Origin of the sequence: Pantoea sp. LMR881 (assembly GCF_027157825.1) — a bacterium.
Taxonomy (GTDB): domain Bacteria; phylum Pseudomonadota; class Gammaproteobacteria; order Enterobacterales; family Enterobacteriaceae; genus Pantoea; species Pantoea haifensis.
Genome location: NZ_JAPVOK010000001.1, coordinates 203,368 through 218,055, shown reverse-complemented (window position 1 = coordinate 218,055; position 14,688 = coordinate 203,368). Strand labels below are relative to the sequence as shown.

10 protein-coding genes and 4 pseudogenes are annotated in these 14,688 nt (G+C 51.9%); 7 read left to right on the top strand and 7 right to left on the bottom strand.

Annotated elements, in window-relative coordinates; all coding sequences use genetic code 11:
- Positions 1–27 precede the first annotated feature (27 nt).
- Positions 28–543 carry a flavin reductase family protein gene (locus O3W44_RS01245; protein WP_269291672.1) on the bottom strand — a complete coding sequence of 172 codons (516 nt, stop codon included), beginning with the start codon at positions 541–543 and terminating at the stop codon, positions 28–30.
- A 223-nt stretch (positions 544–766) separates the two neighbouring features.
- On the opposite strand from O3W44_RS01245, the gene O3W44_RS01240 reads away from it, so the two are divergent.
- The 3 genes and pseudogenes from O3W44_RS01240 to argE all read left to right on the top strand — a co-directional run bounded on the left by O3W44_RS01240 (position 767) and on the right by argE (position 3,018).
- A complete protein-coding gene (locus tag O3W44_RS01240; RefSeq protein WP_269291671.1) occupies positions 767–1,186 on the top strand; it encodes a RidA family protein in 420 nt (139 codons plus the stop codon).
- Between the two features lies 1 nt (position 1,187).
- Positions 1,188–1,862, top strand: coding sequence for a DUF1028 domain-containing protein (locus tag O3W44_RS01235; protein ID WP_269291670.1), 675 nt, complete (start codon positions 1,188–1,190; stop codon positions 1,860–1,862).
- A pseudogene (gene argE, locus O3W44_RS01230) lies at positions 1,840–3,018 on the top strand (acetylornithine deacetylase). Before O3W44_RS01235 ends, argE begins: the two are co-directional and overlap by 23 nt.
- Here argE and O3W44_RS01225 read toward each other — a convergent pair.
- On the bottom strand, positions 3,015–3,962 hold the full coding sequence (locus O3W44_RS01225) for a LysR family transcriptional regulator (protein WP_269291669.1): 948 nt from the start codon (positions 3,960–3,962) through the stop codon (positions 3,015–3,017). The pseudogene argE and the gene O3W44_RS01225 sit on opposite strands and share 4 nt — an antisense overlap.
- Before the next feature lie 63 nt (positions 3,963–4,025).
- Here O3W44_RS01225 and O3W44_RS01220 point away from each other — a divergent pair, with 63 nt between their 5' ends.
- Positions 4,026–4,157: a hypothetical protein gene (locus O3W44_RS01220; RefSeq protein ID WP_269291668.1), complete on the top strand. Its 132-nt coding sequence runs from the start codon at positions 4,026–4,028 to the stop codon at positions 4,155–4,157.
- Positions 4,158–4,352: 195 nt separating this feature from the next.
- A pseudogene (locus O3W44_RS01215) lies at positions 4,353–5,617 on the top strand (flavin-containing monooxygenase).
- A gap of 53 nt (positions 5,618–5,670) precedes the next feature.
- On the opposite strand, the gene O3W44_RS01210 reads toward O3W44_RS01215, so the two are convergent.
- Positions 5,671–6,552 (bottom strand): LysR family transcriptional regulator, encoded by an 882-nt coding sequence (locus tag O3W44_RS01210; protein ID WP_269291667.1) that lies wholly within the window; start codon positions 6,550–6,552, stop codon positions 5,671–5,673.
- Positions 6,553–6,675: 123 nt separating this feature from the next.
- On the opposite strand from O3W44_RS01210, the gene O3W44_RS01205 reads away from it, so the two are divergent.
- Positions 6,676–7,401, top strand: a complete 726-nt coding sequence (locus O3W44_RS01205) for a pirin family protein (RefSeq protein ID WP_269291666.1) — start codon at positions 6,676–6,678, stop codon at positions 7,399–7,401.
- Positions 7,402–7,693: 292 nt separating this feature from the next.
- On the opposite strand, the gene proP is transcribed toward O3W44_RS01205, so the two are convergent.
- Positions 7,694–9,169, bottom strand: a complete 1,476-nt coding sequence (gene proP, locus O3W44_RS01200) for a glycine betaine/L-proline transporter ProP (protein WP_269291665.1) — start codon at positions 9,167–9,169, stop codon at positions 7,694–7,696.
- Between the two features lie 397 nt (positions 9,170–9,566).
- Positions 9,567–10,468: pseudogene (locus O3W44_RS01195) on the bottom strand (LysR family transcriptional regulator).
- Between the two features lie 100 nt (positions 10,469–10,568).
- Here O3W44_RS01195 and O3W44_RS01190 point away from each other — a divergent pair.
- Positions 10,569–11,636: an SDR family oxidoreductase gene (locus tag O3W44_RS01190; RefSeq protein ID WP_269291664.1), complete on the top strand. Its 1,068-nt coding sequence runs from the start codon at positions 10,569–10,571 to the stop codon at positions 11,634–11,636.
- A gap of 229 nt (positions 11,637–11,865) precedes the next feature.
- Here O3W44_RS01190 and O3W44_RS01185 read toward each other — a convergent pair.
- A pseudogene (locus O3W44_RS01185) lies at positions 11,866–12,863 on the bottom strand (RNA-guided endonuclease InsQ/TnpB family protein); the annotation flags it as partial.
- Between the two features lie 81 nt (positions 12,864–12,944).
- Positions 12,945–14,591 carry a class I fumarate hydratase FumA gene (fumA, locus tag O3W44_RS01180; protein WP_269291663.1) on the bottom strand — a complete coding sequence of 549 codons (1,647 nt, stop codon included), beginning with the start codon at positions 14,589–14,591 and terminating at the stop codon, positions 12,945–12,947.
- Between the last annotated feature and the right edge of the window lie 97 nt (positions 14,592–14,688).

The following is a 14,688-nucleotide window of genomic DNA, read 5'->3' as shown; positions in this document are numbered from 1 at the left end:
GGCTGGCTATAGCAAAAGACTGGCCTGTCACGCAGGCAGATCGCGTTGCAGCAAAACAAACTGGCGTGCCTGCCAGGCCAGCGGCATGCCGGGATGGATGTGGACATTCAGGGCCTCACCGATAAACAGCTGCTGTGTACCTGCTTCAAACTGGCTGTGCAGAGCGCATTCGATACTGGCGATAGCTGCATCCAGGCGCGGAGCACCCGGCCTCTCTTCTGTCCATATTGCAGGATCGAAACGATCGCCTTCACTGTCAGAAGAAAAAGTTTTTACCAGAGATTTTTGCTGTTCCGACAAGGTGTTAACGCTGAAAAGACGATTTTTATTTATCGCATCGCAAAGGGGATTAGCCTGATGCAGCGAAACCATCAACAACGCAGGTGAGGTAGAAACTGGCTGCACAGCAACACAGATCGCGCCCTGTTTGCCTGCCATCCCCGACGTCGCGACGATATGCACGCTGGTGACGCCGCGTTCCAGCGCACGGATAAAACTGTTTCGCATAAGCGTGGCAGGTAACGCTTCAACAATTGATGACATAAACCGCTCCTCAGCAATGAAGGCTCTGAGTATGTAAGCGGTAAAGCAGAAAGATAAATGCGTATTTTTATCGTTGCCGACACCAAAAAAACGAGCCTTTCTGAGGCACGTTTTTATGTATATGCAGGAGATAAAAAACATTCTTTATTTTCGTTCGGGCGATGTTCATAAATGCACTTACTGGCCCAAAGGCCGTTATTGCCATCATTGAAAGGAATTTACCATGAGTCAGCCGACCCATACGCGCATTCGCATGTTCAATACCAAAGATACTTATCCAAACCAGACGTTAAACAATGACCTGTGCCAGGCCGTTCGCGCGGGAAATACGGTGTATGTGCGCGGGCAGGTTGGCACTGATTTTTCAGGTAATTTAGTGGGGCTGGGCGATCCTGCGGCGCAGGCGGATCAGGCAATGAAAAACATTAAACAACTGCTGGAGGAAGCGGGCAGCGATCTGAGCCATATCGTCAAAACCACGACTTACATTATTGACCCACGCTATCGCGAAGCGGTGTATCAGGTCACCGGCAAATGGCTGAAAGGCGTTTTTCCCATCTCTACCGGGCTGGTGGTCTCTGCGCTGGCCCAGCCACAATGGCTGGTAGAAATTGATGTCATTGCCGTCATTCCGGAGGCGTAATATGACTTTTTCAATTGCCGGATTTTGTCCTCGCAGCGGTCAATATGGGATTGCCTTAAGCTCGTCGAGCATGGCTGTGGCCGCTCGCTGCCCCTGGCTGATGAGCGGTGTGGGCGCGGTCTCCAGCCAGAATATCACGTTACCCTCGCTTGGCCCTGCGATCCTGAACCGGCTGGCACAAGGCGAATCGGCTGCCAGCGCGTTAAACGCGGTGATGGCAGAAGAACCCTGGGCAGAGTGGCGTCAGGTCACGGTATTAGACGCTAAGGGGAACAGTGCGGTGTTTTCGGGAACACATGCACTCGGTGTGCATCATGCTCAACAGGGAGCACACTGCGTCGCTGCGGGAAACATGCTGGCCTCGACAGCGGTTATTGATGCGATGGTGGCGCATTTCTGCCGCGATCCTGAGCAGGCGCTAGGCGAGCGGTTGATCGGCGCGTTGCAGGCAGGATTGCAGCAGGGAGGTGAGGCCGGCCCGGTTTATTCCGCTGGCGTTAAAATTATCAGCAGCGAAAGCTGGCCGCTTACTGATTTGCGCGTTGACTGGCACGACTCGCCGGTTGATGAACTGGCGCGTCTGTGGCAGTTGTGGCAACCGCAAAGTGACGCTTACCTGACGCGCGCTATCAATCCCAAAGCCGCTCCCAGCTATGGCGTGCCGGGCGATGAGTAAGCTTTCCCGACGTCAGTTACTGGCGGATCTCGTTGCGTTTGATACCGTGAGTCGCCACAGCAATCTGGCTTTGATTGATTACGTAAAGCGTTACCTGGCAGATTGGGGGATCAGCAGTCAACTCATTCCCGCAGCCAGTGGCGAAAAAGCCTGCCTGCTGGCGGTTATCGGTCCTGAAAATTGCGCCGGAATCGTGCTGTCAGGCCATACCGATGTCGTGCCGGTAGAGGGGCAACGCTGGCAAAGCGATCCCTTTGTTTTAACTGAACGTGACGGACGGTTATACGGGCGCGGCACTGCAGATATGAAAGGCTGGCTGGCAGCTGTACTGGCGTGGATACCGCAACTGGTCGCCACACCGCTGCGGATGCCGGTGTGGCTGGCTTTTGAGTTATGACGAAGAAGTGGGATGCAAAGGCGTACCGGACTTGCTGGCGGTAATGGATAAACTGCCGCTGCGCCCAGCAGCCTGCATTGTGGGGAGCCGACAGAGATGCGCCCCATTTTTGGTCATAAAGGCAAAATCGCGATGCGCTGCGATATCACCGGCCACGCCAGTCACTCCGCCTATGCACCGCAAGGCGTTAACGCGATAGAGTATGCGGTACGCATTATTCAGCGCCTGATGGCGTTAGCCGAAGAACTCAGGCAACAGCAAAACCTGGCTTTCGATCCGCCATTTTCTACCGTGCAAACGGGCCTGATTAACGGCGGAGAGGCGCTCAATATCGTGCCTGCGCACTGCCAGTTTGATTTTGAAATTCGCACATTACCGGACGTGGATGCTGCACCCCTGTTAGCGGCGCTAGAGCAATGGTGTGCAGCGGAATTACTGCCCGAGATGACGGCAATTTCAGCAGGCTGTGCAATCAAATTCAGCCGCTTAAGCCACTATCCCGGACTGGAAACCCACTCAGACGAGACGATTGGCGCGTTGCTTACGCTGTTACCGGAACCAGAAAATTTGCACACCGTTGCCTTCGGCACAGAAGGTGGACTGTTTCAGCAACACGGCATGCCCACCTTAATCTGTGGCCCCGGATCAATGGCGCAAGGGCATAAAGCCGATGAGTTCATTAGCCTGGACCAGCTGAATGCCTGCGATGCGTTTTTACTGCGCCTGCAAAGCTGGCTTCAGGCGCAACGCAACGATTAAGCCACTGACAAAGGCGGCAGTTCAGACTCGCTGAGGTGTTCAGGTGTGAGTTCCTGTGCCCGGCAGTAATCCATAAAAAGCCGGGTCGGCCGTGTCGGCTCAGCATGGCGAAGGTGCGCCATGACGAGGCAGGAGCCTTCCATTTCATCACGGATGGTCACCCGCTTTACGCGCTTACCGTCGTAGGTAAAATCAGGAAATGGCCGTGTAACCAGCAGAGAAAAGCCAAATCCTTGCCCAACCATACAGCGTACCATCTCAATGGAAGGCGAGCTGAACGCGACGTTAGGTGACAAGCCTTTCTGTTTGAAGATATCAAGAAAGTAATTACGGCTGGGTACGACGTCCAGCAAAATCATTGGCTCATGGCTAAGCTCTTCAAGGCTGACGCTACTGCGCAGTGCCAGCGGGTGATCGGCAGGCAGCAGGGCGTAGGGTTTTTGTGGTGCTTTAAGCTGTTCGGCATGAATGCTGCTATCCAGTTCATGGCGGTAAAGGATCGCCATATCGAAACGTCCCCGATGCAAGCCCTCGGTTAACTCATGCTGTTCGCCATCATAAATTTGTACCTCAATATTGGGATACAGCTTTTTAAATCCGGCAATCAGTTTCGGCATATAGAGCGGTGCCGCCGTTTCAAAACAGCCGACAGAGAGCGTTCCGGCGACGAGGTCATTATCGGCCCGCGCATTTTGTTCAAACTGCCAGGACATTCTCAGCAGTTCGGCAGCCTTCTCATAAAAACGCCGGCCACTTGGCGTCAGTGACACACCCTGAGCGTGATGGCGAATAAACAGCTGAATATCAAAACTCTCTTCCAGGCTTTTAATCGCCGTTGAAATTGAGGGTTGTGCAATATGCAGATGCCGCGATGCCTCAGCAATGCTGCGATGTTCAACTACCGTAATGAAATATTTGAGCTGTCGCAGTGTGAAGTGTGCCATGCAGGTGTTCTCTCTGATTAATAACTATTTAGGTCAACGTCTTTGGATCTATAGGAAAAAACGATGCAGAGAGAATTTGCAATTTCTGTGCCAGTAAAAACCGGACCTGCACAAGCGATTTTTAAGCCCTCCGGCGGCAAAACGCACCAGCAACGTGCAGCAGGCGGGCTGTTTGCAGAATCAGGCTACATTTGAGGGCAGCGGGATCAGCGAAACAGCCTCAGCTGCGGCGACCTGAGTAAAGACTTTTCTGTGCCTTTCTGCATCACAAAATCATGGTCAGATGCTCGTTTTTAAATAATTTAACTTGCCTGCTCAGTTCAATACTCTGGAGCCAACAACAAAGTAATGAATGCTTAATGCATTAACGCAATTCTTAAGGGCGCAGAAATGACTGTGGAAATAACAGAGATTGATACGTTAGTAATTGGTGCAGGTCAGGCGGGCGTAGCCATGAGCGAGCATCTGACCCGACTCAATATTCCGCATCTGGTGCTGGAAAAAAACCGCATTGCAGAAGCCTGGCGCAGCGGCCGATGGGATTCGCTGGTAGCAAACGGGCCAGCATGGCATGACCGCTTTCCCGGCATGGCGTTTCCGGGCGTTGACACTGATGCGTTTGTGCCGAAAGAGCAAGTCGCTGATTATTTCGTTGCCTATGCAGAGAAATTCAATGCGCCCATTCGCAGCGGCGTTGAGGTGAAACGTGTTGAGCGTAATCCGGGGCGGGCGGGCTTCACTGTTGAAACGTCTGACGGTATTTATTCGGCAAAACATATTGTTGCGGCAACCGGGCCGTTTCAGCGTCCGGTCATTCCGGCCATTGCGCCTGTTGACAGCAACCTGCATCAAATTCACTCGGCGCACTATTTTAATCCGCAGCAACTGCCGGAAGGCGCAGTCCTGGTGGTTGGCGCAGGATCGTCTGGCGTGCAGATTGCTGATGAATTGCAGCGAGCCGGGAAAACCGTTTATCTCTCGGTCGGCCCCACGATCGCCCGCCGCGCGCTTATCGCAACCGTGATTTCTGCTGGTGGCTGGGCGTGCTGGGCTTATGGGACGCTGCGGCCACTCAGCCAGGAAAAGAACACGTTACGATTGCAGTAAGCGGAGCGCGGGGCGGCCATACCGTGGATTTTCGTCAGTTAGCACAACAGGGCATTAATCTGGTCGGGCTGACGAAAAGTTTTGCTGAGGGCAAAGTGATTTTTGCTGAGGATCTGGCGGAAAACATTGCGCGTGGTGATGCCAGTTATCTTTCTCTGCTGGACGCTGCTGATGCCTGGATTGCCCGCAACGGCCTCGACCTGCCAGAGGAACCTGAAGCGCGCGAGTTTTTGCCTGATCCTCTCTGTATGACGCAGCCCGTTCAACAGCTCGATTTTAAACAAGCAGGCATTACCACCATTATCTGGGCTACCGGCTATGTTGCGGATTACAGCTGGCTGAACGTTGATGCGTTTGACGAAAAAAATAAACCGCAGCATCAGCGTGGTGTCTCGTCTGAACCGGGTGTCTATTTCCTCGGCCTGCCGTGGTTATCCCGCCGGGGTTCTACCTTTATTTGGGGCGTATGGCATGATGCAAAATACATTGCCGATCATATTGAAACCCAGCGCAAATACAGCGAATACAGAGCCAGCAGCGGGCGTTAATAAAATATAAATGACCGATAAGGATGCGCATTATTCAATGCGCATCCTTATATTCACCTCACTGAAATCTTCTCTGTTAAAAATGCAAGCAGTGCACGGTTTACCTCGCTGGTCTGTCGATGTTGCGGATAGACAGCATTCAGACAGAGTGATGCCGGCATACAGGCATCTAATACGGTGACTAATGTTCCCTGTTGCAGTGCCGGAGCCACAATAAACTCGGGAAGCAGTACCAGACCCAACCCCGATATTGCGGCATCGCACAGCACTTCACCATTGTTGCTCACCAGCGGCCCCTGCACGGTAAACATCTTTTTTTTGCCTTCAACGTTAAGTTCCCAGCCATTCAGGCCTTCACGGCCATACCGCAAACAGGCGTGATGCCGCAAATCATCCGGCGTTTCAGGCTTGCCCGCGCGCGCTAAATAAGCGGGGCTACAGCAAATCACCCGTTTAAGCTCTCCCAGTCGCCGCGCTATTAGTGTCGAATCGCTCAATGTTCCGATGCGAATAGCCATATCAAACCCTTCGCCAATCACATCAACGTAGCGATCGGCCAGTTCAACCTGAAACTGAAGCGCAGTGTGCTGCGCCAGAAATTCAGCGATTAAGGGAGAGAGATAACTCATGCCAAAAGACATGGGCATGCTGATACGAAAAGATCCCTGTAACGCCCGGCGGTGTTCCGATACTGCCTGCTCTGCCTGCAGAATATCGTCCAGAATGCGCTGGGCATGTTGTGCGAAAACCTTGCCTGCATCGGTAACTGACAGCTTTCTCGTGTTACGGACCAACAGGCGCGCCCCAAGCGAAGCCTCTAACGCCGCCATGCGTCGGCTCACATACTGTTTTGACAGCATCAACTGTTCCGCTGCGGCAGTGAAATTGCCTGCGTTGATTACCGCTGTGTATATCCGAAGATCTTCAATCTGCATATTGTCCACTTATATGTGACAGTGATTCATATTTTAGCCAATTGTTGAGCAAATTAGTTTACGTATACTGCTTCTCTATCGGAAGGGCAAACGCACTTCCCCCTCAAAATTCAGGAGCACACCATGATCGAGCAAAGATTGTCAGCGCAACGCGGTTTAGGTGACCATGGTTGGTTACATTCACGTCATACCTTCTCGTTCGCAAATTATCGTGACCCGAAGCAGACTGGCTTCTCCGATCTGCTGGTCATCAACGATGATCAGGTTGCGCCCGCTCGGGGTTTTGGTGCACATCCCCACAGCAACATGGAGATTATCTCTTACGTTCTGACTGGCGCCCTGGAGCATAAAGATTCTATGGGCACTGGCTCGGTCATTGTCCCCGGCGATGTGCAGTTGATGAGCGCAGGCAGCGGCGTTACGCACAGTGAATTTAACCACTCCAGCACCGACAGCGTACATTTCCTGCAAATCTGGATTGTGCCATCAGAAAAAGGAACGCAGCCGGGATATCAGCAAGTCTCCGTTGCTGAAGCAGACAAACGCGGCAAATTTAGCCTGATTGTTTCACCGACAGGTGAAGGCAAGTCGCTCAGCGTGCGTCAGGATATGCGTATCTGGGCAGGTTTGTTTAATGGCAGCGAGCAGCAAACTGTTGCGTTAGGTGAAGATCGCTACGCCTGGATTCAGGTTGCACGCGGTTCGATCACAGTAAACGGTATTCGCTTTAATGCCGGTGATGGTGCACGTGTACGCAATGAAACATCGCTGAGCTTTAGCGAAGGTGATAATGCGGAAGTACTACTGTTTGATCTGCGCCCGGTGGAAGTCAATCATCCAACCCGTTAAGCCGCCTTTCACCGCCACGGGCTGACGAGATTGATCACATAAAAGCCAACGCCGACACGGTTTTTAACCAGGTCGGCGTTTTTACCTGTCAGCCAGGCGATGCCTTGCCCGATTTTGTCACCACTGCGATGGGTAAACTATTTGGTTACAACATACTTTTAACTGAACCTCTTACATTCCTGACCGCCTGAGATGACAGCGAAGCCAGATAGCGCGTTCTTTGCACTTTAGCAGTACGCGGATCGCGCAATATAAAAAAGCCGGGATCTTCCCGGCTTGTTAACACTGGATTTTATTTCGAAGGGGCTGGCATCGGTTGCGAACTGCTGTTACGACGACGCAGCTTGTCGATCAGCTTATGTGCCTCTGCCCTGGTGGCTACCGCAGGGGACGAGCCATTCAGCGGCTGGCGTGCGGTTTCACGTACCGTCAAAATTGTGATCAGGCCAATAAGACCTGCGCCCATCATGTAATAGGCAGGCATCATGGTGTTGTGAGTGGTATCAACCAGCCACGCGGTGATGAGCGGAGTTGTACCGCCAAACAGGGACACCGACAGGTTGAAGCCAATCGCCAGTGCGCTATAGCGAATATCGGTCACAAACAGCGCCGGTAGCGTTGAAGGCATCGTGCCGCTGAAACAGGTGTGCAGCACACCCAGAATAAACAGGCCAGCAAAGACGGCCCACATATTGCCGGAACCCAGCAGCATAAAGCAGGGGATCGACAGCACGATCAGGCCGACAGCGCCAAACGCAATCACCGGGCGGCGGCCAATGGTATCTGTCCAGCGGCCCCACAACAGGGTCAGCGGCATCATCACAAACATGGCAATCATCACCAGCAGCAGACCGCTCATCTCATTCATGCCTGACACGCCGGTCAGGTAGCTCGGCATATATGAAGTCAGCATATAGTTTGAGACGTTAAACAGCAGCACTAAGCCGATACACTTCAACATAGGTGCGCGGTATTTGCGGAGCATTTGCATTAATGTCAGGCGCGGTTTGCTCTGCTCAAGGGCTTCCTGCTTTTCCATATGCTGCTGGAATGCCGGGGTCTCTTCCAGTTTCAGACGTACATATAAGCCAAACAGACCCAGCGGTGCAGCGATAAAGAACGGTACGCGCCAGCCCCATGACATCATGGCATCCGTTGACAACACCATGGTCATTACCGTGACCAGGCTGGCACCCAACAAATAACCGCCAATGGTGCCGAACTCAAGAAAGCTGCCCATAAAGCCGCGGCGTTTATCGGTAGAGTACTCAGCAATAAACGTTGCGGCACCCCCATATTCGCCACCGGTTGAGAAACCCTGGATCAGGCGGGCAACCAGCAACAAAACGGGTGCCATAATGCCAATCGACGAATAGGCAGGTATCAGGCCGATACAGAACGTACCGATCGACATCATGATCATGGTCATCGCCAGTACTTTCTGACGACCAATGCGATCGCCCAGTGGGCCAAATACCAGACCACCAATCGGGCGCACTAAAAAGGCGGCAGCAAACGTACCAAACGTGGCGATCAACTGAACTGCGTTATTGGCATCCGGAAAAAATACCTTACCGATAATCACGGCCAGATAGCTATAAACACCGAAGTCGAACCACTCCATTGCATTACCCAGCGCGGCTGCGCCAACGGCACGCTTAAGCATACCGTTATCAATAACGGTAATATCATCAACGGTCAGCTCTTTTTGCTTCTTATTCCAGAAGTGTTTTTTCGGTTGATCAGATAAAGGTGTTCTGCTGGTCATATTCTCCTCATACAGCTTAATTAAGGGAGTCTTATAGCTTTCGCAGCCGCAAATATGAACGTGAGAAAAAGTGGAAAAGAAAGCTATAAGAAGCCCAAATCAGGGGTTAAGTGAAGCGGTAAACACCGCAGCCGCCCCACCTTAGTACATTAGTGTCAGTTTATGCAAGTTTATATCGGCAATTGCCTGAATCGTGGTTAATCATAGCGTCTTCAGGGTTATTAATAGCAGCTTACGCTTAAAAACATCGCGTTACATTCAAGGGAGCTAACGTTTCAACTCAGAAAGCGTTTATGAGCGCCTGACCAACATATTTTAAAAAATAATCTTATGGCTGCTGACGTTAATTGTTCTGCAAAGACAGGGTTATTCATGCCTGGCTTAATTCAGTAAGTAACTAACGAATCACCGACCTTTCCAGTACGCTCAGCAGTGCATCCACTTTGGGCAATAATTGCTTACGCCGAGGCCAGACCAGCGACAACATCAGCCCATCCGGCTGTGAGCCAGGCAGGATAATCTCCAGTTCCCCCTTTTTCAGGGCGCTGTTTATCAGCCAGGACGGCATTTGAGCCACACCCAGCCCGGCACACACCGCCTGTAACTGCGCATCAACATCACCCAATGCCATACGATGCGGCAAGGTGTGCCAGACGGGATAGCCCCCTGATGCATGAATAACCAGGGCTTGGTCGTGCCGTCGACGCGTTCGTAGAGAATGGCGCGATGCTTCAATAACCCGGCCTCGTTTTGGGGGCGGCCATAGTGGTTGAGATAATCAGGAGACGCGCAGAAAACCATCCGTTCCCGGCCCAGATGACGAACCCCGAGTGATTCAGGAAAGTCATGGATATCGCCAATCCGCACCGCCACATCAATGCCTTCGTCAAACAGATCGACAAAACGATCTGAAAAGCTCAGGCTCAGTTCAAGCTCCGGGTATTGCTGACAAAAAGGGATCAGCAATGGCATGACATTCAAACGCCCGAAGGTATTGGGTACGGCAAGCCGTAAGCGCCCCGAGGGAATGGTGCGCTGTGCCGCTAACACCGCTTCCGCTTCGGCTAACTCTTCCAGGATGCGAATGCAGGTCTGGTAGTAGGCAGTGCCGGCATCGGTCAGTTGCAGTCTGCGGGTAGTGCGTTCCAGCAGGCGTGAGCCCAGCCGCGCTTCGAGCCGACTGACGCTTTTACTGATTGCCGAGCCAGTCAGGTGCAGACGCTCAGCGGCAGCAGTAAAGCTGCCACCTTCTACACTGATAACAAAAGGAATGATGTCTTTTAAACGTTGATCGTGCATGGATTCATGAACTCAGGTTGGGAATGCTGTGAAAAATTAGCAGAGATAAGCGTCAAATTCTCTATTAGGCTAATTGTTATCTAACTGAAGGAGACAAATCATGCAAAAACAGGCTTTGATTGTGGGCATCAGCGGCGTTAACGGTCGTGCGCTGGCTGAAAAATTACTCAGCGAAGGCTGGCAGGTTACGGGGCTTTCCCGAGGACGCAGTGCGGTTCCTGAGGGATGTCACACGCTCACGGCCGATCTTACGGATGAAAACGCCGTGAAAAGCGCGTTGAAGGAGAGTAAGCCGGATGCACTGTTTTTTAGTGTCTGGGCACGTCAGGCCACTGAAAAAGAGAACATCCGCGTCAACGCTGCGATGGTGCGCAACGTGATTGAAGCGTTGGGCGATCGTCTTAAAGGTGCGCATGTGGCGTTGATTACCGGCCTGAAACACTATCTCGGTCCGTTCGAAGCCTATGGCAAAGGCGCGGTACCCGTTACGCCATTCCGTGAAGAGCAGGGCCGTCAGCCGGTAGATAATTTTTACTATGCCCAGGAAGATGAGATGTTCGCCGGTGCGGAAAAGTATGGCTATCGCTGGAGCGTTCACCGTCCGCATACCATTGTGGGCTATGCATTAGGCAACGCGATGAACATGGGACAGACGCTGGCTGTCTACGCCACGCTGTGCCGTGAAAAAGGCTGGCCATTTATTTTCCCAGGCTCGCCTGAACAGTGGAACGGTGTGGTTGATGTGACTGACGCGGGCTTGCTGGCAGAGCAGCTGGTGTGGGCCGCGACATCGCCAGAGGCCGCAAATGAAGATTTCAATACGGTGAATGGTGATGTGTTCCGCTGGAACTGGATGTGGCCGCGTCTGGCTGCCTACTTTGGTATTGAAGCAACCGATTACCCCGCGCAGATAATGCCACTGGAAAACCGTATGCAGGAAGCCGAAGCAGCCTGGCGTGAAATCGCCAGCCGTTATCAGTTACGTGAAGCGGACGTCAATAAGCTGGTTTCGTGGTGGCACACGGATGCCGATCTGGGCCGCCCGATGGAAGCGTTCACTGACATGAGTAAGAGCCGTAAGGCAGGCTTTATCGGCTATCGCAGCTCGCTGGATTCTTTTACCCAGCTGTTTGACAAGCTGAAAGCAGAGAAAGTGATACCAGATTAATATTTGGCTGCGCACATATTAACGTAAATTTAAAAATGCGCCTTTCGAGGGGCATTTTTATTCAACTATAAACCTGTCTTTGCAAGATACATTTGCGTCCTCTTTTTTTAAATTTTCTTATAAACAACCCCCGCTTGATTATCATTTAACCAGTACAACGTCACTGTCGTTGACATCCTCCCCGCCCTAAAGGGTAGGAATTCTTACAGCCAGACGGCAATGCCCTGCCACGAGACGCCTTCACATCGCGATTATGTAGCGTTCCGCACTCGCTACAGCGTTTTGAAGACGGAAAAAATGGTTAATAGAAACTACCGATTGCCCTGTCTATTCGCCCTTATATTCAAGCTGGAAAACAAATTCGCCCCAGCTTGCGTCTGCTATCGCTTTGGATAGCTTCGGATTGCGGATCATGTTTTTCACTTTCAGGGATTCGACGCAAACAACTTGGTTTTCGTTAATCAGTCTGCGAGATAGCTTGTGCAAGTTATCCAGACGGCAATCAGCAATTTTCGCGTGGAGGCGAGCGACTTTGGCGTGGGTTTTGGCGCGATTCTTTGAGCCTTTCTGTTGCTTGCTCAATCGGTGCTGTAGCAGGGCGAGACGCTTCGCATATTTAGCGGTATGGCGGGAAGTGCCGGTCTTGAATCCAGTATCAGTAACAAACAGGTCTTTTAAACCTGTATCAATGCCGACCGTTCTGGCGGTGATGGGCAGTGATACAGGTTCAAACTCACAAAGGCACGACACGAAATAGCGTCCCGCTGAATCTTTGGACACGGTGACGGTAGACAGTACGGACGGCAAAGGGCGGCTCCAGCGCACATCTAACGGCGCTTTGCTCTTTGCTATGTACAGTTTGCCATCACGGTATTTAAAAGCGGCATCTGTCAGCGTAGCCGCCTGTTTATGGCGCTTGGTTTAAAAGTGGGGTATTTCGTCCGGCCTGCCAGGAAGTTAGAAAAGGCAGCTTGTTGGTGGCGTAAGGCTTGCTTCAATGGAACGCTGGAAACGTCATTGAGCCAGGCAAATTCTGGCTCTTTTTTCAATGCGGTTAATCGTGTGCTGGCTTGCGTATAGCCGATTTTTTTCCTGGCGCTCATAGTACGCATCTGTACGCCAGCGAAGGAACGAATTGTAGACCACGCGCACACACCCGAACGTCTGAGGCAAAAGCTCAACCTGATCGGGGGTTGGATAGAACCTGTATTTATATGCGCGTTTCATGCCTTACATTTTTCGCCGCTTCCCGATAACTTTTAACTGAAACAGTAAGCAAAAAGCTCCGGATATCCGGAGCTTTTTTTGTTACTTAACGCACTTCGCACACAGATTGCGCTCAATATGCTGGAAGAAATCGTTGCCTTTATCATCCACGAGGATAAAAGCAGGGAAATTTTCTACTTCAATTTTCCAGATCGCTTCCATTCCCAGCTCTGCATACTCAACACATTCCAGGCGCTTGATACTCTGTTGCGCCAGGACAGCGGCGGGCCCGCCAATGCTGCCTAAATAAAATCCGCCATGTTTTTTGCAGGCATCCGTCACCTGCTGGCTGCGGTTACCTTTTGCCAGCATCACTTTACTGCCGCCGTGTGCCTGAAGCAGATCCACATAAGAATCCATACGGCCTGCGGTAGTCGGACCCAGCGAACCTGATGCATAACCCTCAGGCGTTTTGGCTGGTCCGGCATAATAGACCGGGTGATCTTTGATGTACTGCGGTAAACCTTCACCCGCATCGATGCGCTCTTTCAGTTTGGCATGGGCGATATCGCGCGCCACGATAATGGTTCCTGTCAGCGACACGCGGGTTGAAACCGGATATTCAGAGAGCTGAGCCAGAATCTCATTCATCGGGCGGTTGAGATCGACATCAACCACACTGCCTTCGCCCTGTTGACGCAGAGATTCTGGAATGTACTTGCCTGGATTATCTTCCAGCTTTTCGATCCAGATGCCGTCGCGGTTGATTTTAGCTTTGATGTTACGATCAGCGGAGCAGGAAACGCCCATGCCTACCGGGCAGGAAGCCCCGTGACGCGGCAGACGCACCACGCGAATATCATGCGCAAAATATTTGCCGCCAAACTGCGCACCTAAACCCAGCTGCTGCGCTGCTTCAAGTAATTGTTGCTCCAGTTGCACATCCCGGAAAGCCTGGCCGTGTTCATTGCCTTCCGTTGGCAGCGTATCGTAATAGTGGGTTGAAGCCAGCTTTACCGTTTTTAGCGTGCTTTCCGCAGAGGTGCCACCGACGACAAAGGCGATGTGATAAGGCGGGCAGGCCGCTGTGCCCAGCGAGCGCATTTTCTCGACCAGATAGTTTTTCAACTTACCAGGCGATAACAACGCTTTGGTTTCCTGATAAAGATAGGTTTTGTTAGCGGATCCGCCGCCTTTGGCGATACATAAAAATTTGTACTCTTCGCCATCCACACTGTAGAGATCGATTTGCGCAGGCAGGTTAGTGCCGGTGTTGACCTCTTTATACATATCAAGCGCGGCGTTTTGTGAATAGCGCAGGTTATCTTCGATATAGGTGTTATAGACGCCTTGCGACAGTGCGGCTTCGTCTCCACCACCGGTCCAGACGCGCTGGCCCTTTTTACCCATAATGATAGCGGTGCCAGTATCCTGACAGGTCGGTAAAATACCCTTAGCGGCGATCTCGGCATTTTTCAAAAACTGTAACGCTACATACTTATCGTTTTCGCTGGCATCAGGATCGTGAAGAATTGAAGCCACCTGCTGTTGATGCGCAGGGCGCAGCATGAATGACGCATCATGAAAAGCGTGTTGTGCCAGCAAGGTTAATGCTTGTGGATCGACTTTTAACATATCCTGACCGTCAAACTGGGCCACGGAAACATGCTCACGGCTCAGCAGGTAGTATTCAGTATCGTCAGGGGCAAGCGGAAAGGGGTTCTGATAATAGAAAGGTGTGTTCGACATTTTTTCTCACTTAATGATCCGTTGTTTCGCTTCTCAGCAGAATAAGGAACAACATCATTGGCGCTATTTATCTGTTGTCTTGCCAGGCCGTCGGGCG